Raw genomic sequence first — 18,467 nt, 5'->3', positions numbered from 1 at the left:
ATGGAGGAAGAGATGTCGGAAAGCGCCGTTGCCGAAATTGCCCTGCAGCCCGGTCATCCCAGGCACTTCTTGAAACTCGAGACGCAGACGGCCATGCTGTTCCTGCTGCCGAGTTTCCTCGGCTTCATGATCTTCATGGCCCTGCCGATCGCCGCGTCGCTGGCGCTCTCCTTCACCAACTGGCAGCTGATCTCGACGCCATCCTTCGTCGGCTTGCAGAATTACATCAAGCTCTTCACCGTCGATCCAGCCCTCTACACCATATTGCGCAATACGCTGTTCTTCGCCGTCGAGTATCTGGCTGTGAATATCATCGTTTCGCTGACGCTCGCGGTCTGGATATCGAGCCTGAAGCGCGGCAAGGCGATCTTTCGGGTGATCTTCTTTCTGCCGACCTTTACTCCGACGATCGCAGCCTCTGTGGTGTGGCTGCTGATCTTCACGCCGGACGGGCTCGCCGACAGCGTCATCCGTTCGCTCGGCCTCGGCCTGCCGAACTTCCTGCTGAGTTCGAGCTGGGCCATGCAGGCGGTCGTGCTCGTCACGCTATGGGCCAATGTCGGCTACAACGTCGTGATGTTCAACGCCGCGCTCGACCTGGTGCCGAAGCATTATCTCGAAGCGGCGATGATCGACGGCGCCGGTCCCTGGCGGCGCTTCTGGCGCATCCGCCTGCCGCTGATCTCGCCGACGGTCTTCTTCGCCACGGTCATGACGGCCATCACCTCGCTGCAGGTCTTTGACGAGATCTTTGCGATGACGCGTGGCGGCCCGGGCTCGGCGACGGCCACCCTCGGCTTCGCCATCTACCAGAAGGGCTTCACCAATTTCCAGATGGGTTACGCCTCGGCGCTCGCCTGGGTGATGTTCGTCATGATCATGGCGCTCACCATCCTGCAGTTCCACATGCAGCGCAAATGGGTGCATTATGACGACTGACCCGGCCTCGCGGTATCCGCATTCCCAGTCCCGGAACCGGCATCGCATCCTGCGGCGGATCGGCAGCTTCGTCAGCTACGCAGGACTGTCGCTGATCGCGCTGCTCTTTCTCTTTCCCTTCTTCTGGATGGTGTCGAATGCAGTGCGTTCCAACACCGAAGTGCTGGCCGTGCCGGTCCGTATCCTGCCCGAGGAATATCAGTGGGGTAATTTCATCGAGGCGCTGGTGTCGTTGCCCTTCGGCACCTTCCTGCTGAACTCCTTCGTCGTTGCCTGCGGCGTGACCGTGATCGTCATCGTGGTCTCCTGCCTGTCGGCCTACGCTTTCGCCCGCCTGAGGTTCCCCGGCCGTGAAGGGCTGCTGCTCACCTATCTCAGCACGCTGATGATCCCGCAGGTGATGCTGGTCATCCCGCTCTTCCTTCTGGTCAGCAAGCTCGGCTGGATCAACACCTATCACGGCATGATCCTGCCGGTCGCATTCTCCTCTTTCGGCACCTTCTTGCTGCGGCAGTTCATTCTCGGCATTCCCAAGGACCTCGATGAGGCGGCGATGATGGACGGGGCTTCGCGCCTGCGCATCCTGGTCAGGGTCATCGTTCCGCTCGCCATGCCGGCGATCGGCCTGCTGTCGCTCTTTACCTTCATCGCGCAGTGGAAGAGTTTCCTCTGGCCGCTGATCGCCACCAGTGGGCTCGAAAAGGCCACGTTGCCGCTCGGGCTCACCTTGTTCCAGACGCAGCAGGGCACCGCCTGGAACTACATTATGGCGGGCGCCACCATCTCCATGGTGCCTGGGGTAATCCTCGCCATCGTGCTGCAGAGAGTAATCTACAAGGGCATCAGCGTCGGCTCCGGATTCGGCGGAAGATAACGTCAATGAAACAAAGACTTGAGGCATCAGTTCCGAATTTGCCGCAGCGCCTCTCAAGTCCACGTGACCGGAGCCGAAGAAGGGGCTGCCGCCACGGCATCAAGTCCCCCGCCGATACTTCCAGCTCCGGCGCGAAAAGTAAAATTTAACCAAAATTTGAAATAACGCGCTTCTATCCGAATTGCGCAGGGGAATTTATGAAAACGGCCACGCTTGTATCCATCGCCTTGGCGATGTCGGTCTCTGTTGCCAATGCTCAGACGATCGGCGTTTCGATGTCCGATCTCGACAAATTCAGGACAGCGCTTCTCAATGGCGTCGTCACGCACGGGCAGATGGTCTCCGGCCTCAAGCTGGTTACCGAGAACGCCAAGGGCGACAACGAGCTGCAGAAGAAGCAGGTCCAGAAGCTCATCGCCGACAAGGTCGACGCCATCATCCTGGCGGTTTCGGATGGCGATCTCGGGCCGCAGATGACCAAGATGGCGGCGGATGCGGGCATTCCGCTTGTTTACATCAACAACGTTCCTTCCAACCTGCTCGATCTTCCTGAAAATCAGGTCGTGGTCGCCTCCAACGAAAAGGAATCGGGGACGCTGGAGACGAAGCAGGTTTGCGCGCTGCTCAAGGGTAAGGGCCGCGTCGTCGTATTGATGGGCGAGCCTTTCCACGCGGCCGCCCGCGCCCGCACCCAGGATATATCGGATGTCATCGCCACGCCGGAATGCAAGGGCCTGGAGATCGTCGAGCGGCAGGCCGCCTACTGGTCGCGCGATTATGCCGACCAGCAGATGCAGGAGTGGCTTGCGGCCGGCGTCAAGTTCGACGCCGTTATCGCCAACAATGACGAGATGGCGCTCGGCGCGATCCGCGCCATGAAGAAGGCCGGCATGCCGATGAAAGATGTCGTCGTCGCCGGCGTCGACGCGACCGACGATGCGCTTGCCGCAATGGTGGCCGGCGATCTCGACGTCACCATTCTCCAGAGCGCCGTCGGGCAGGGCGCGGCCGCAGTCGACGCTGCCGTGAAGCTCGTCAACAAGGAGAAGGTGTCGCGCGAAAACAACGTTCCCTTTGAACTCGTGACGTCTGAGAACCTTTCCAAATACCTGCCGAAGAGCCAGTGAGCATAAGAGGCCTATAATGTTGCATTTCTGGAATAAATTCGGCATTCGCGCGCAGATCACGGCGGGCTTCGTGCCTTTGATCCTGCTGATGAGCCTGCTCACGGTCAGCGCGATCTCCGGCATGAACGGGCTTGCCGCCATCTTCGCCTCCTATCGCGCCACGGCAGGCCAGAGCCTCGCCATCTCGGATTACAGCGACCAGCTGCACGAGATCCAGTTGTCGGCCGAAGCCTTCCGCTCGACGCCGACGCAGGCCGTCGTCGATGGTTTCCGCGCCGGCGTGAAGGCCTTCGAGGCGGATGACCCGCGTTTTGCCGGCAACAAGGAGCTGCAGTCCGGCCTTGCGATGATCCGCCAGGATATCGCTGCCTACGAAAAGGCCTTCGAACAGATTGTCACCCTTCAGGCCCGGCGCGACCTGCTGATCTCCAAGGTCACCGAATTCGGCCCCTGGACCAGCATCGCGCTCAACGACGTCATGCGCAGCGCCTGGCGCCAGACCGACGTTGCCCTGCTGCACATGACAGCGGAAACGCTGGAGGCCCTGAACCGCAGTCTCTATTTCTCCGAGCGCTTCGTTCACTCCGATGACTTCGCCGCCTATGACACGGCGCAGGCAGCACTTGCCCAGGCAGTGGCGTTGAACGACGCCGCTGCCAAGGCTGCCAAGAACGAGCTGCAGAAGAAACGCCTGATGGGCGCCGGCCAGCTCATGCAGAATTACACCGCGCGCCTCGGCGACATGAAGGAGGTGCTGCAGGCCTCCGGCAATATCCGCCAGACGCAGCTCAACGTTTTGGCGCCGAAGATCGCAGGCGAATTCAAGGATCTGCAGGCGACGGTGACCGGCGCGCAGAAGAACCTTGATGGCTCGGTCGAAGCAACGGTTGCCTCGGCGACCAGCACGACGCTCGTCATCAGCGGCCTGCTGATCGTCATCGGCCTCGTGCTCTCCTATTTCGTCGGCCGGCTGATTTCCTCGGCTGTCCGGGGCATGGCGCAATCCATGGAACAGCTCGCCCGCGGCGACGACGTTATCGTCATCACAGGCGTCGAGCACCGCCATGAACTGGGCGCCATGGCGCGTTCGCTGAAGGTGTTCCAGGAAACGGGTCGCGCCAAGCTGATCGCCGAGGCCAATGCCGAGCGCGCCCGCCTGGCGGCCGAAGAAGAGCGGCTGCGCCAGGAGGCCGAGCGGCTTTCCGACGCGCAGGTGATGGAACATGCCTTCCGACAGATTTCGCTTGGTCTCGACGCGCTCTCGAAAGGCGACCTATCCGTCCGCGTCGGCGAAGTGGACGCCCGCTACGTCAGAATCCGCGATCACTTCAACAATTCGGTCGCAAGCCTCGAGGAGGCGGTCGATTCCGTCATCAGCGCGGTTACGACGATCCGCTCCGGCCTTGCGGAAATCTCCACCGCCTCGAACGATCTTGCCCGCCGCACCGAGCAGCAGGCTGCGTCGCTGGAAGAAACCGTCGCGGCGCTTGGCGACGTGACGCGGGGCGTCAACGGGACGGCCGAGGGTGCAAGCCGCGCCCAGGCTGTCGTGGCGACGGCCCGCACCAATGCGGAAAAGGGCGGCGAGATCGTCTCCCGCGCCATCGCCGCAATGACGGAAATCCAGAATTCGTCGTCGAAGATCGGCAACATCATCAGCGTCATCGATGAGATCGCCTTCCAGACCAACCTGCTTGCACTGAATGCCGGTGTCGAAGCGGCTCGAGCCGGTGAAGCCGGCAAGGGCTTTGCCGTCGTCGCCCAGGAAGTCCGCGAGCTTGCCCAGCGCTCGGCCAATGCGGCAAGGGAGATCAAGGAACTGATCTCCACCTCCTCGGCGCAGGTCAAGACGGGTGTCGAGCTGGTCGGCGAATCCGGCGTCTCCTTGGAGCAGATCGTCGAGCAGGTCTCTTCGATGAATGAGACCGTTGCTGAAATCGCGGTTGCCGCCCGCGAGCAGGCGACGAGTCTGCGCGAAGTCTCGGCCGCCGGCGACCAGATGGACAAGGTGACACAGCAGAACGCCGCGATGGTCGAACAGACCACGGCCGCCGCCCAGAGCCTGACCCAGGAAACCGAAAGCCTCGCCGAACTGCTGCGCCGCTTCAAGACCGGCAGCGGCAGGGGGTCGGAGCAGCGATACTACGCATTGGCGTCCTGATGTCCTGCTGATGCAAACATCCAACCGCTCCCGCCGGCAAGCCGGCGGGAGCCGCGTCTACCTTCCTTCACGGGCCCGAATTCCTGGCTCTTTCGGCTAAGCCACGCAGATGCCTGGCACCGCAACCTTCTGAAAGAGGTGCGGCGAGGCGATCGCCGAGGAGGGATAGGCCGAAATCTTGGCCCGGAACTCGGGATGGGTGAAGGCCTCGCGGAAATGTTCGTTCGATTCCCAGACGGCGTAATTGAGATAGGTCGGGTTCTCGCCCAATGCGCGATGCAGCTGGGTGGAGATGAAGCCCGGCTGCTTCTTCATGAAGGTTGCGTCGTCCTGCCAGTTTTCGAGGAATGCCTTTTCATCGGCCTTGTCGAGCGTGAACAGGTTGACGAGTACGACCGGGAACGCATCGATGTCGATCTGGCGCTCGATCGGGAAGGCAGGGTCCATCGGGCGAATGCGTGACATGGTACACTCCATTCTGTATGGTTGCGTGATGTCAATTCGACATAAACGAGACATATGATATTGACATTATGATGTCAAATATATTGCATGGTGACAAATGGGTAAACCTGAGCGAACAGCTGCTGGATCCGCATTGACCATTCTCATTCTCGACCTGTTCCGGCTGAACAACCGTATGCTGACGTCGGGCGACAGGCTGGTTGCCGGCCTTGGGCTGACGAGTGCGCGCTGGCAGGTTCTCGGCACGGTCGGCGCGTCGGCGCGCCCTCAGCCGGTCGCTTGGCTCGCGCGTGACATGGGCGCGAACCGCCAGAATGTGCAGCGCATCGTCAACGATCTGGAGAAGGAGGGCCTTGTCGCCTTCGCGGCCAATCCGCATCACCGGCGCGCCCAACTCGTGGTGCTGACGGAGAAGGGCCGCGAGACCTTCAACGCCGCTATGCGCCTCCAGGCCCCATGGGCAAGCGGCCTCGCGGAGGGCCTCGAAATCACCGACATCGAAATCACCCATCGGGTCATGAAGGCGCTTCTCCAGAAGCTGGAAGGAAGCGAAGGCGGCGAGGAGCCGGGTTGACGGCAGTTGAAATAACGCTGCCGCCGATCCTCGGAAACGGATCTGTGAGAAAGGGGTCAAAAACGATCAGCCACGGCCCGCTGCGAGGCCGTGGCTGATGCAGCGCGCAATCTGTGGGAGACAGGCGCGGCCGATTACTTGTTGGCGGCAAGCGCTCCGTTGATCTTGTCGACGTCGGCGCTCATGGCCTTGAAGGTGTCGTCGAGGGAAAGCTCGCCGACGATCAGCTGGCTCATCCGCTGGACGATAAGCTGATAAATGGCCCCGGATCCCTTGAGGCGTTCCAGGTCGCGGGCGGCCTGCGGCGCACTGTCGCGGGCCGCAAGGAAGACGGCCATGGCTTCCTTGGCGTTCTTGCTCTCGAGCTTGTATTGCGGATCCTTGATGTCGGCGCCGGTCAGGATGACGTAATTTTCGGCGATTTCACGCTGGATCTTTTCAGAGCCGAGGAACTCGATGAACGCGGCCACGGCTTCGGGATATTTGGTGCGCTTGAAGCCGACGATCGCGGTGCCGCCCGGCATTGCATAGCAGCCGGCATCGCCGCACGGCGCGCTGATCGCCGTCCAGTCGAAAGCGTCGGCGATCTTCTTCTGGAACGGATTGACCATCCAGTTGCCAGCAAGATAGGTCACGACATTGCCGTTGACGAACTCGTCACCCATGTTCTTGTACTGGGTTCCGCCGGCCGCACCCCACATTTCCTTGGGGAATGAGCCGTCCTTCGTCCAGTTGTAGAGGTCGGTGATGTAGCGCTTGGCAGCATCGTCGGGGAACGAGAACTTGCCGTCCTTGACGTAGTTCGAGCCGTAGGAGAAGGCAGCGCCCGAGAAGCGATGGCCCGAGCGGTCCATCGTGAAGGGGATCTGCGCACCCGTGGCCTTGGCGACGCGCGCGGAGGCTTCGACAATGTCCCTTAGTGTAGCGGTCGGCTGGGGAAGCGGTTCCTTGGCCTGCTCGAAGAGCGTCTTGTTGACGAAGGGCAGGTTGAAGGTCTGTGACGCAACATAGCCGTTGATCGAGTTCGGATCGTTGACGCCGGGGAAGCGAAGCGTGTTCAGGCTGTCGCCGTGCAGCTTGGCGAAGCCATCCGGATCCTTCATCAGCGGGCGCATGTCGAGGTAATAGGGCGCCAGCTGCCAATCGGTGATCTTGGCGATGTCGGGACCCTCGCCGACGGCAAGTTGTACCGGCAACTGCTTGGCGACCGCATCATAGCCCGATGAGACGAAGTTGACCTTGATGTCGGGATGCGCCGTTTCGAATTCCTTGCTCAGGGCTTCCATCCGCTCGACGTAAGCCTGATCGTCGTCGGTGAATAAGAAGGTGATCGTCTTGGTTTCCGCCATGGCAGTGCTGGACCAAGCGAGGGAAACAGTCGTCAACGCCAGTGCGAAAGCCCCTGATAGATAGTTTTTCATTTTCATCCTCCCATGAAAACATTTTCATCAATCGCGGCCTTGGCCATCGATAAGTCAATTTCATATACTTGACATTCATCTCGTCAAGCTATTTCCTGCAGCAATAGCGGCGTTCTTGAGCAATTTTCAAAAATCACGCACCAAATAACCTGATGAAAATATTTTCATTGGATTGCGGAGGAGGCGATCTGTGAAAACGGAAAGCATCAAGCAGCCGGACGACATGGCGCCAGCCTATGGCGTGGGCCAGAGGCAGACGATAACAGCGTGGGCCGTGTCCGCCCTCATCGCGCGCTATTTTCCCGGCGAGCCCGCGCCCGCCGAAGACCGCGTCGACTATCGTTTCATCAACGGTTTTGTCGATGTCGGCGACCTGCCGTGCCGCAAGGCCTTCTGGTCCACCATGGTCGGCCGCGAGCTTATGCCCGACACATCCTGGCAGACCGAGAGCCTCAATCTTCCCGGCTCCAACCGCCGCGTCGAATTCACCAGCTTCTGGCATGTGCCGACGCATGTCAGGAAATGGCTGAAGGGCACCTTCAGGACGGAGGCGCCCCGCACGCTCAATCTCGCGCTCAAGACCTGCGGCGGCGTTCGCATATGGGTCAACGGGCAGGAGGCGGTGCGCTTCGAACCTTTCAAGCGTAACATCGAGAGCGCAACCGAGATAAGGCTGCAGCTCGAGGCGGGCGACAACGAGATTCTCGTCCATACCGAAGATCTTGCCGAGCGCGACACGACTTGGTTCTTCGAGCTCGAAATGCTGGACGAGGAGCCGCTCTGCGTGCTGCTGCCAGTATCGCTGGATCAGGACGAGGTGCGGGAGCTGGAAGCGCTTTCGCGCGGCGTGCGCCCGGCCCGCGACGTCTTCGTCAAAGAGCCGCTGGAGATCATCTTCGATACGGCGCCCGAGCGCGACCTGCCGGTGGAGCTCAAGGTGGTCGGCCATGGTCACGAGCGGCCGGTTCTCGCCCATGCGAAGCTGACCCTGCACGCCGGCCAGAACCGGCTGACGGCCGACGATGTCTGCGCCATTGCCGACGGTTATCACGGCATCCATATGACGATCGGCTCCGGGACGGGCTCGGTCACCCGCGTCATCGATGCCGCCTTCATGAGCAGCATCTCGCCATTGCCGGCAGAGGCGTCGCTTGCCGCCCGCAAGCGGCAGGCGCTGGAATACAGCGCCCGCTTCGGCGCCAACCGCGCCGGCCGCCTGATCGCCATGATGGAAACCGGCTACGGCGACCAGGAAAGCTTCGACCGCATCGTCGATGCGACGCTCGCCTCCATCGATCAGCGTGAGGATTGCTCGGATTTCATCATGGTGCCGCTCTTGTGGCTGCTTGGCGCCTATGGCGACCGGATGCCCAAGGCGATGGTCGAGCGCATCCGCCATTCCGTTCTCTCCTACCGCTACTGGGTCGACGAGCCGGGCAACGACGCGATGTGGTTCTGGAGCGAGAACCATGTGCTCTGCTTCCATACCAGCCAGCTTCTGGCCGGACTTCTCCTGCCCGACGAAATGTTCTCGGCCTCGGGGCGCACGGGCCGTCAGCAGGCGGCGCTCGCCACCGAGCGCCTCGGGCGCTGGTTCGACAGCGTCGAAGCGCATGGCCTGGCGGAGTGGAACTCGGCCGCCTATTACCCGATCGATTTCATCGGCCTGCTGGCACTGGAGCGCTGGGCGGAGAGCGGGATCGCCGGCCGCGCTCGCGGCCAGATCGATCTCATCTTCCGCATGATCGCCCTTCATACGCTTGCCGGCGTTCCGGCGGGGTCGCAGGGGCGCGCCTATGACAAGGAACTGCGCGCCGGCCCGCTGACCGAGCTTGCGCCCTTCGCCCAGGTCGCCTTCGGCACGGGCTGGCTCAACAACGGCGTCGCGGCGCTGACCATGTTCTGCGCCGGCGATTATGAGCCTCCGGCCGATCTCGCCGAGCTTGCTTCGCTTTCGCGCGGAAGAAGCGTCGAGGCGCGCTACAGCCAGGGGCTCGAGAGCGGCAAGCTCGTGCTCTTCAAGAACGAGGCCGCACAGCTTTCGACTGTCGTCGATCACAAGACCGGCCGGAAGGGGCATCAGCAGCACGTTCTCGATATCCGGCTAGCGGGCCATCCGATGGCGAGGCTCTGGGTCAACCATCCCGGCGAAGACGACCCGTGGGGCAACCAACGACCGTCCTATTGGGCCGGCAACGGCATCCTGCCGCGTGTCGCCCAGCATCGCAACGTCGCCCTTTTGATCGAGGACACGGGTGATGCGCGGCATGCCTGGACGCACGCCTATATCGGCCGCGACGGTCTCGACGATCTGATCGTCGAGGACAAATGGCTGATCGCCCGGTCGGGCAGGGGATTTGCCGCCCTCTGGGCCTCGAACGGCCTGGAGCTGATCACCGACGGGCCGACCGCCGGCCGCGAGGCGCGCTCGCATGGATCGCTCTGCGGCTGGGCGGCCATCGTCGCATCCGGCAATGACGATGCTTTCAAGGGCTTCATCGAGCGCCTGTGCCAGACGGCGGTGTCCTTCGATCCGACCCTTCGGCGTCTTTCCCTGACGCCGCCGTGCGGTCCGGCGATCGCTCTATCCTATGCGGAGGGTTTTTCGATCGCCGGTCAGCCCCGGGCGTTCACGCATGATCAGCCGCACCCGATCCTCACCCACGACAGCGCCGCTTGCCAAGCCGGCGCTGACGGGCCGTTCTACTGCTAAAACATAGGTTCTTCAGCATGAACACAGCATCTGTCGACAACGCCGCCCTCCTGACGACGATCGATCGCGTGGCGACGGCTTTCAGCCGGCTCCGGGGCATCAAGGAAGGTCTCGTGACGGACGATGCCGCCTCCGGCATCCAGTTCGACGAATGGGATTGGGAAGTCGGCGTTGGCCTTTATGGATTTCTGCGCCGCGCGATTTCCGCCAATGACCATAAGGCGCTGGAGGAGCTCGTCGCCTGGTACAGCGCACAGATCGAACGCGGCCTTCCGCCGCGCCAGATCAACAGCACGGCGCCGATGCTGCCGCTCGCAATCCTCGTCGAGCATGTCGTCCGCCCCGATTTCCGCGCCCTCGTCGAGGACTGGGCCGACTGGCTGATCATGGAATTGCCGAAGACCGAGGAGGGCGGCTTCCAGCACGTCGTCAAGGAACGCCTCAACGACGGCGAATTGTGGGACGACACGCTGTTCATGGCCTGCCTCTTCCTCGCGCGCGCCGGCGTGCTCTGCGAGCGCAACGACTGGGTCGACGAGGCCGTCTATCAGTTCGTCATCCACACCCGCTATCTCTCCGATCCCGTGACCGGGCTCTGGTATCACGGCTGGACCTTCAACGGCCGGCACAACTTCGCCAGTGCCTTCTGGGCGCGCGGCAACGCCTGGATCACTGTTGCCATTCCCGAGCTCTTCGATCTCGTGCCGACGCTCAGTGAGAAGGATCGGCGTTACCTCTCGAACGTCCTCGTCAGCCAAGTGCGCTCCCTGAAAGTCTATCAGCGGCCGGACGGCATGTTCACGACGCTTCTGGATGATCCGTCCTCGCCGATCGAAACCTCGGCCACGGCAGGCATCGCCTATGGCATATTGCGCGCCATCAATGCCGGCATTCTCGACGAGAGCGACAGGGTTCATGCGGAGCGCGCGCTCAAGGCCGTGATGGCGCAGATCGACGACGAGGGCGTCGTCCACGGCGTTTCCGATGGCACGCCGATGGGCCATGACCTCGATTTCTACCGGCGCATCCCGAACCTGCCGACGCCTTACGGCCAGGCGCTGACCATGCTGCTGCTGACCGAAGTCCTGATCGAAGGCGGCCGCCGCCAATGAGCGCCACCTCCCTCGTCGCGATCGAGGCGCTCGACGGCGACAATACCGACGGTCTGCAAGCGGAGATCGACCGTCTTTCGGCGTCCGGCGGCGGACGCCTGGAACTCCTGGCGGGCATCCACCTCTGCCGGGGGCTCCGGCTGCGCTCCGGCGTCGATCTGCATCTTGCCGCCGGGGCGATCCTGCGTCCGGTTCCCGATTATGCCGCGTACGCGCATACGACGGTTTCGGTGATCGCCGAGAAATCGGATCGCGGCATGATCGTCGCCAAGGATGCGCAGCGGATCAGCCTGACGGGGAAAGGGCGCATCGAAGCCGGCTGCGAGAGCTTCATCATTGGCGACGATGAGACTGTGGGAACCTTCATCCCCGCCGAATTCCGCCCCCGCGTCGTCGTCTTCGAAGGCTGCGACGACGTGGAGATCAGTTCCATTCATGTCAGCCGCTCGCCGATGTGGACACTGCATTTCGTCGACTGCACCGATGTCCTCGTCCGCGACGTCACCATCGAGAACGACCGCCGCCTTCCCAATACGGATGGCATCGTGCTCGATGCCTGCCGCGGCGCCGTCATCGAGGATTGCAACATCTCGACCGCCGACGACGGCATCTGCCTGAAAACCAGCATCGGTCCTCAAGGCGTCGCCATCGGCCGGTGCGAGAACATTCTCGTGCGCCGCTGCTCCGTTCAGAGCCTGAGCTGCGCGCTGAAGATCGGCACGGAAACACATGGCGACGTCAGCAATGTCCTGTTCGAGGATTGCAGCGTCTCGGCTTCCAGCCGGGCGCTCGGCATATTCTCGCGCGACGGCGGCCGGATCTCGAATGTGAGGTTTTCCAGAATTTCGGTAGAGTGCCGCGAAACGCCGGATGGTTTCTGGGGTTCGGGGGAGGCGCTGACCGTCAATGTCGTCGATCGCATCGCCGAACGCCCTGCGGGCGCCATCGAAAATCTGATCGTCGAGGATGTGACCGGGCGGATGGAAGGCGCGATCACCATCATTGCGGCGGCGCCGTCAGGCATCCGGAACGTGTCGCTGGCCCGTATCACCGTCGATCAGCAGCCGGGGCAGCTTGGTACCGGGCGGACCTACGATCTGCGCCCGACGAATGCCGACCTCGCGCCGAAGACGGGTGGCGGCGGGCGTGCCAATGCCTGGACCCGAGGTTCGGACGGACGGGTGATCGGCCTGCAGGAGTATCCCGGCGGAATGCCGGCCGTCTACGTGGCCGATGTCGCCGGGATATTGATGAACGAGGTGCGGATTACGAGGCCTGCACCGCTGCCGCAAGGCTGGAACGCAATCGACGTCGTCATGGAAACGGCGGCATCTGATGGGAGTGGGGCATGGCAGAACTGAAACTTTCCACCGTCAACAAGTCGTATGGCGCCGTCAAAATCCTGCATGACGTCGAACTCGACATCAAGGACGGCGAGTTCGTCGTCTTCGTCGGTCCGTCGGGGTGCGGCAAGTCAACCCTTTTGCGCATCATCGCGGGCCTTGAGGAGGTGACTTCGGGCGCAATCGCGATCGGTGGACGCGACGTCAGCGCGCTGTCGCCGGCCGAGCGCAAGATCGCGATGGTCTTCCAGTCCTATGCGCTCTATCCGCATATGAGCGTACGCAAGAATCTTGCTTTCGGCCTGGAAAATTTGAAGTTCAAACGTGCCGAAATCGAGGCGCGCATTGCCGAGGCGGCCAGGATGCTGGCGATCGAACCGTATCTCGACCGACGTCCGAAGCAGCTTTCGGGCGGCCAGCGCCAGCGCGTGGCGATCGGCCGGGCGATCGTGCGCGAGCCCGACATCTTCCTCTTCGACGAGCCACTGTCGAACCTCGACGCGGCGCTGCGTGTCCAGACCCGGGCCGAGATCACCAAGCTCCACCGCGACATCAAGACGACGATGATCTACGTTACCCACGATCAGGTCGAGGCGATGACCATGGCCGACAAGATTGTCGTTTTACGCGCCGGTCGGATCGAGCAGGTCGGCGCACCGCTGGAGCTCTTCGATCATCCGCGCAATCTCTTCGTCGCCGGCTTCCTCGGTTCGCCGCGCATGAACATCATCAAGGGCAAGGTCTCGGGCGTCGGCGAAAGCGGCGTCGTCGTCGATGTCGGCAACGGCGGCACAATCGTCAGCAGTGTCGATCCAGCCGGCATTGCGGTCGGTCGGTCGGTTGTTGCCGGTATCCGGCCAGCGCATTTCACCCGCTCCAGCGAGCGCGGCCTGCCATTCGTCGTGCAGTATCACGAAGGGCTCGGGACCGAGACCTATGTCTATGGAAATCTCGCCGGGCAAGACGATCAGATCATCATCCATGAAGCCGGCCATTTCGCGCCGGTTTCCGGCGACCGGATCATGATCGATGCCGATCCGGCCCGCGTTCATCTGTTCGATCCCGAAAGCGGCCTGGCCTTTGGCAGACGGTCCGGGCAGGGGAGGCGCTGATATGGCAGAGCTCACGGCCGGTACGTTGCTGTCTCAGACAGGCGAAACGGCGATGAGGGTGGTCGAGGCGCCGATGAATGCGATCGAGCGTCTGTTCGGCCGCAAGCGGATGCCATGGCTGTTCCTGGCGCCGAACCTCATCCTGTTCGCCATCTTCACCTTCCTTCCCATCGCCATCGCCGTTGGCTACGCCTTCACGGGCGGCACCAATCTCTTCGTCTCCGACCGGCCGTTCGTCGGTCTCGACAACTTCCGCACCCTGCTTTCCTGCGGCAATTATCTGCAGCCCGGAACCTGCCAGGAATCGCTGTTCTGGACGGCGGTGTGGAACACGCTTTGGTTCGTGGCCTTCAACGTCATCGCCACATTGCTGGTGGCGTTGATCACGGCGCTGATCCTCAATCGGGCGATCTTGGCGCGTGGCTTCTTCCGAGCGATGTTCTTCTATCCGGTTCTGCTGTCTCCCGTCGTCATCGGCCTGATCTGGAAGTGGTTCCTCGATCGCAACGGCCTGCTGAACGCCTTCTTTCAGATGCTTGGTGTTCCGCCCGAGATCTTCCTGCTCGACGTTGGCTGGTCGCGCTTTTTTGTCGTGGTCGTGTCGGTCTGGTTCCATATGGGCTTTTACACGTTGATCCTGCTCGCCGGCCTCCAGGCGATCCCGAAAGATCTCTATGAAGCCGCGTCCATCGATGCCGCTTCACCGCGCCGCACGCTGTTCAGGATCACGCTTCCACTTCTTGCCCCGAACCTGCTGGTCGTATTCATCCTTCTGATGATCAAGTCGGTGCAGATCTTTGACGAAGCCTGGGTTCTGACCAATGGCGGCGGCCCGGGCACGGCCAACAGCTTCATCGTCCAATATATCTACCAGATGGCCTTCGGCAGCGATCTTCGTCTCTTCGGGCTTGCCTCCGCCGCCTCGGTTCTCATGGGGCTGGTGCTTCTGGTTCTCACCCTCATACAGCTGCGCCTCGGCAAGCGGATGGAGTCCTGAGATGAACCCGATCAGTTTTCTCTCACGCACACGCCGGGCCGGACGCATCGATATCACCGATATCTTGTCATGGGTCTGGCTGATCGGCGGAACGCTCGCCGTGCTCATTCCCGTCGTCTGGGCAGGCCTCTCCTCGCTGAAGCCGGCGGCCGAGATCACCCGCTTTCCGCCGTCGCTGCTTCCGCGGGCCGCCGTGGAGCAGACCGTGCCCGGATTCGACAAGCCTCTCAGCCTTTGGAACGTAACGATTGATGGCCAGCAGCGTGAAATGGCCATGGTGCGGCGCATCGGTCTCAAGGCGCAGATGGTCGATCCTGCAAATCCGGGGCAACCGATCGGTGTCGATGTCAAGGGAATCACGCCGGTGCAGCATCTGACCGTTGCCACCGAGAACTACACCGATCCGTTGACGCGCTTCAACTTCCTGACCTTCCTGAAAAATTCGGTCTTCGTCACCGTGGTTGCGACGCTGCTGACGCTTGTTGTCAACGCCATGGCTGCCTTTGCGCTGTCGAAATACAAATTTCGCGGTGACACGACTGTGTTCGTCATCATCATCTCGACGCTGATGATCCCGCTCGCCGTCGTCATGGTCCCGGCCTATCTCGTCATTGTCGGGGTCGGGCTCGCCGACAATCTCTGGGGTGTCATCCTGCCGACCGTCGCCTCGCCGACGGCCGTTTTCCTGCTGCGGCAATATATGCTGACCATACCGGACGAACTGATCGAGGCGGCACGCGTCGATGCGGCGAGCGAATTCTGCATCTTCTGGCGGATCATCCTGCCGCTGACGGCGCCGGCGCTTGCCGTGCTGGCGATCTTTTCCGTGCTCTGGCGTTGGAACGATTTCCTCTGGCCGCTCATCGTCCTCAACAGCCGCGAGAATTTCACCCTGCAGGTCGGGCTCAACGCCTTCCAGGGAGAGTTCTCGGTGCAGTGGCACTATATCCTGGCGATGACGTTCCTCAGCTTGTTGCCGGTCACCGTCGTCTTCCTGTTCCTGCAGAAATACATCACCACAGGCATTGCCGGTACGGGAATGAAGTGAACGAATCCTGGCGCGCGGCACCGATTGGGGTCGAGGCGAGGAAACCTCCAAGGATTTAAGTCTGCCTTTCCGATTTCGTCGCGCCAGCTTCAGTCCTATTTGGATCGGAGCCGTGCAGGATTAACTGGCAGAGGCCATCACAACACGGTTTCGAATAGCGGGATCAATGCTGCGCCGATCGCGCCGGGGGCATCGATGATCTGGGCCACTGCGAGCTGCGGGATGTCGCGCAAGGCGCCATGCCGAGGCAGATTGTTGAATTCGGTGCGTTTGATCAACATTCTCGCAAGCGAATGTGGAAGCTCGCCGCCAAGCACGATCAATGCCGGGTCGAAGATCGCGCAGATCGCGTTGATGGCACGATTGTGGGCCGGAGTGACGCGGTCGATCCATTCCTCGACACCATCCCACTCCACCATATTTTCGTCCTTCAGATCCCTCAGGGTCAGGCCGCTGCGCCCCTTGCCGCGAAGATGCTCGAGCAGCTGGTTGAGAGCGGGGCGATCATCGTAGTCCTGACGCCCGAAAAGAACGGAGATTTCGCCGGCATTTCCGAAACTGCCGCGAAACGGCATGCCGCCGGAGACAAGGCCGCCGCCATAGCCATGAAGGTGGGCGATATAGGCAAAATCGGCAACGTCACGCCCGACGCCGAAAATTGCTTCCGCCAAGGCCGCAGTCCTGGCGACATTGTCCGCCCAGACCGGCAGGCCAAGCCGCTCCCCAAGCAATGGCGCCAGGTCGATCAGCGACCAATGGGCCAGCGGCAGGGGACAATTGAAAGCCGTATCCAGCATGCGATGGCCGGAGACTGCAAGGCCGACGCCGAGGATGTCGCGCCGCTTGGCGCCGCGCCGGGCGAGGATCTGTTCGACGGCTGCTTCGATCCGCTCCATTTCCAGGGATAGCGACGAGCCGGCCTGGGGAATTTCCATATTGTCCAACGGTTCGCCGAAACCCATGAGGCAAAGGCCAATCGTTCCGACGTTGATGGAGATGCCGAGCGTCAGACACCACTCCCTTCGCAGTGTCAGCTCCGGACTTGGTGGACCGGCGCGCCGGTTTTCCGATTGGGAAAAGACGACCATTCCCCGATCATGAAGCCGGCCGACGATTCTGTGCAACGATTGTTGGGTGAGATCGAGTGGATCGGTCAGGCTGGAGCGCTCGATGCCGGGCGACTTCCAGATCAACCGCAAGAGGTCCCGTTCGTTACGGGAGGCTACTCTCGCGGGCTCTGTGTCTCGCAGGAAATGTGGGGCAACGTGGTCCAGCGGAGCGTACTTCATTTTCCAAACATATTGATTTACACTGTAAGTGTGAAGCAGGTGGAGGGGACGCTTTGCTTCTGCGGGGCAACGAAATCATCCGTGGTTTTGCCGGTCCTGCTTAACCCATCAAGATTGGCCAGACCAGTCGCGATGATGTCAGGCGGCAGAAGAAAAGAACCGAGCGGCATGGATGCGTTAACACGGGAGAAAATGGCAATTGCCGAGCATCGTGGTTATGGATTCGAGCCCACGCATGGAGGCACCAGCTTCGAATCAATGGTTCAGGCCTTTACGGCTGGTTACGGCGTTTTCGGCGCACAGCCGTTGAAGGATGACCGAAAATTCGCCTGGGCCGCGGATCTGAGAAGGACCGAGGCGCTCACGGTGCTTCATTCGGTCTATCAGAGTTCCTGGACGATTCGGACGCTTGATGACTCTCCGCAGCATCTCGCGTTTTTCATGCCGCACACAGGCTCTTTTCGACTGTCGATAGGAAAGACAACGGTCGAAAGCGGCGCCGGTTACTTTCTCATGGCCAACAATCACGAAGTCGGCGATCGTGTGGTCCAGGGAGGACCGCACCGCTCGGACGCCCTTTTTCTGGACTGGAAGGTTGTGAAAAGGGTCCTCGCCTCGCTGGTGGAAAAGCCCCTCTCGGAGTCGTTCGATCTCGACCCGATTCTGGATCGCGCGACGCAGTCAGGCCAACTGATCGGCAATCTGCTCCAGACGATCGTGCAGGGCATGCGCGGCGCCGGTCCGTTGCTATCCTCGCCTCTTGCCGCAGCCGCGATGAGCGAAACTCTTGCTCACCTCGTGATCCGATTTGGCCGGCATCGGTTTTCCGATCATCTGGAAAAAAAGAAAGTACCGTTGATTGCACCTTGGCATGTCCGACGCGCTATCGACTACATGCATGCCAATATCGCGGAACCTATCACCATGACGATGGTTGCCGATGGCGTCGGCGTTTCGCTACGGGCGCTGCAAACGGGCTTCAAGGCCTTCAGGGGAACCTCACCGGCCGGCTACCTCCGCACGATCCGACTGCAGGCGGCCCGCGAGCAGCTGCGGGATCCGACAAACCAGCAATCTGTCCGCGAAATCTGCGCGATCTGGGGTTTTGCGCATGCCGGCAGGTTCTCCATCATCTACCGCAGCACTTTTGGTGAAAGTCCGAGGGATACGCGGTTACGGGCTGAGCGATTGCGCTGAATGATTTTCTACATTCTCCCAGGTGAGAAGATGGAGCCGGCACATACATGAATCCCCGGTCTCCCGGGCAGTCCCTATGGCGTGATGTTTCTTCT

Annotated in this window: 15 protein-coding genes; 12 read left to right on the top strand and 3 right to left on the bottom strand. The window is 61.5% G+C overall.

Features of this window, described 5'->3' with window-relative positions; translation table 11 throughout:
- The first annotated feature begins 12 nt into the window (after nucleotides 1-12).
- The 4 genes from HJB91_RS22490 (at nucleotide 13) to HJB91_RS22475 (ending at nucleotide 5,101) form a co-directional block, all read left to right on the top strand.
- Entirely contained in the window at nucleotides 13-939 is a 927-nt protein-coding gene (locus HJB91_RS22490) for a carbohydrate ABC transporter permease (protein WP_210631805.1), read from the top strand.
- Nucleotides 929-1,813 carry a carbohydrate ABC transporter permease gene (locus HJB91_RS22485; RefSeq protein ID WP_210631806.1) on the top strand — a complete coding sequence of 295 codons (885 nt, stop codon included), beginning with the start codon at nucleotides 929-931 and terminating at the stop codon, nucleotides 1,811-1,813. The genes HJB91_RS22490 and HJB91_RS22485 overlap by 11 nt, the downstream gene beginning before the upstream one ends.
- Nucleotides 1,814-2,010: 197 nt before the next feature.
- Nucleotides 2,011-2,940, top strand: a complete 930-nt coding sequence (locus tag HJB91_RS22480) for a substrate-binding domain-containing protein (protein WP_210631807.1) — start codon at nucleotides 2,011-2,013, stop codon at nucleotides 2,938-2,940.
- 16 nt (nucleotides 2,941-2,956) lie between these two features.
- Nucleotides 2,957-5,101, top strand: coding sequence for a methyl-accepting chemotaxis protein (locus tag HJB91_RS22475; RefSeq protein WP_221123431.1), 2,145 nt, complete (start codon nucleotides 2,957-2,959; stop codon nucleotides 5,099-5,101).
- Between the two features lie 96 nt (nucleotides 5,102-5,197).
- On the opposite strand, the gene HJB91_RS22470 is transcribed toward HJB91_RS22475, so the two are convergent.
- Nucleotides 5,198-5,566 (bottom strand): antibiotic biosynthesis monooxygenase, encoded by a 369-nt coding sequence (locus HJB91_RS22470; RefSeq protein WP_221155924.1) that lies wholly within the window; start codon nucleotides 5,564-5,566, stop codon nucleotides 5,198-5,200.
- A 97-nt stretch (nucleotides 5,567-5,663) separates the two neighbouring features.
- Here HJB91_RS22470 and HJB91_RS22465 point away from each other — a divergent pair, with 97 nt between their 5' ends.
- A complete protein-coding gene (locus tag HJB91_RS22465; RefSeq protein ID WP_221155923.1) occupies nucleotides 5,664-6,140 on the top strand; it encodes a MarR family winged helix-turn-helix transcriptional regulator in 477 nt (158 codons plus the stop codon).
- A gap of 134 nt (nucleotides 6,141-6,274) precedes the next feature.
- Here HJB91_RS22465 and HJB91_RS22460 read toward each other — a convergent pair whose 3' ends face one another.
- Complete coding sequence (locus HJB91_RS22460; RefSeq protein ID WP_210631811.1) at nucleotides 6,275-7,561, bottom strand: ABC transporter substrate-binding protein; 1,287 nt, start codon at nucleotides 7,559-7,561, stop codon at nucleotides 6,275-6,277.
- Nucleotides 7,562-7,751: 190 nt separating this feature from the next.
- Here HJB91_RS22460 and HJB91_RS22455 point away from each other — a divergent pair, with 190 nt between their 5' ends.
- The 6 genes from HJB91_RS22455 to HJB91_RS22430 are packed head-to-tail and all read left to right on the top strand — an operon-like array spanning nucleotide 7,752 to nucleotide 15,886.
- Entirely contained in the window at nucleotides 7,752-10,274 is a 2,523-nt protein-coding gene (locus HJB91_RS22455; RefSeq protein WP_221155922.1) for a hypothetical protein, read from the top strand.
- A 17-nt stretch (nucleotides 10,275-10,291) separates the two neighbouring features.
- Nucleotides 10,292-11,386 carry a glycoside hydrolase family 105 protein gene (locus HJB91_RS22450; protein WP_221155921.1) on the top strand — a complete coding sequence of 365 codons (1,095 nt, stop codon included), beginning with the start codon at nucleotides 10,292-10,294 and terminating at the stop codon, nucleotides 11,384-11,386.
- Nucleotides 11,383-12,747: a glycoside hydrolase family 28 protein gene (locus tag HJB91_RS22445; RefSeq protein WP_221155920.1), complete on the top strand. Its 1,365-nt coding sequence runs from the start codon at nucleotides 11,383-11,385 to the stop codon at nucleotides 12,745-12,747. Before HJB91_RS22450 ends, HJB91_RS22445 begins: the two co-directional genes overlap by 4 nt.
- Complete coding sequence (locus tag HJB91_RS22440) at nucleotides 12,735-13,841, top strand: ABC transporter ATP-binding protein (protein WP_221147376.1); 1,107 nt, start codon at nucleotides 12,735-12,737, stop codon at nucleotides 13,839-13,841. Before HJB91_RS22445 ends, HJB91_RS22440 begins: the two co-directional genes overlap by 13 nt.
- 1 nt (nucleotide 13,842) lies before the next feature.
- A complete protein-coding gene (locus HJB91_RS22435) occupies nucleotides 13,843-14,838 on the top strand; it encodes a carbohydrate ABC transporter permease (protein ID WP_210631816.1) in 996 nt (331 codons plus the stop codon).
- A 1-nt stretch (nucleotide 14,839) separates the two neighbouring features.
- Nucleotides 14,840-15,886 carry a carbohydrate ABC transporter permease gene (locus tag HJB91_RS22430; protein WP_210631817.1) on the top strand — a complete coding sequence of 349 codons (1,047 nt, stop codon included), beginning with the start codon at nucleotides 14,840-14,842 and terminating at the stop codon, nucleotides 15,884-15,886.
- 137 nt (nucleotides 15,887-16,023) lie between these two features.
- Here HJB91_RS22430 and HJB91_RS22425 read toward each other — a convergent pair whose 3' ends face one another.
- A complete protein-coding gene (locus HJB91_RS22425; RefSeq protein ID WP_210631818.1) occupies nucleotides 16,024-17,175 on the bottom strand; it encodes an ROK family transcriptional regulator in 1,152 nt (383 codons plus the stop codon).
- 168 nt (nucleotides 17,176-17,343) lie between these two features.
- Between HJB91_RS22425 and HJB91_RS22420 the strand changes: the two genes are divergently transcribed.
- On the top strand, nucleotides 17,344-18,372 hold the full coding sequence (locus HJB91_RS22420; protein ID WP_221155946.1) for an AraC family transcriptional regulator: 1,029 nt from the start codon (nucleotides 17,344-17,346) through the stop codon (nucleotides 18,370-18,372).
- Nucleotides 18,373-18,467: the final 95 nt, after the last annotated feature.

The organism is Rhizobium sp. NLR10b (assembly GCF_019685435.1).
Lineage (GTDB): Bacteria > Pseudomonadota > Alphaproteobacteria > Rhizobiales > Rhizobiaceae > Rhizobium.
Note: the sequence above shows the minus strand (reverse complement) of the source record. Positions and strands in the feature narration are given on the sequence as shown.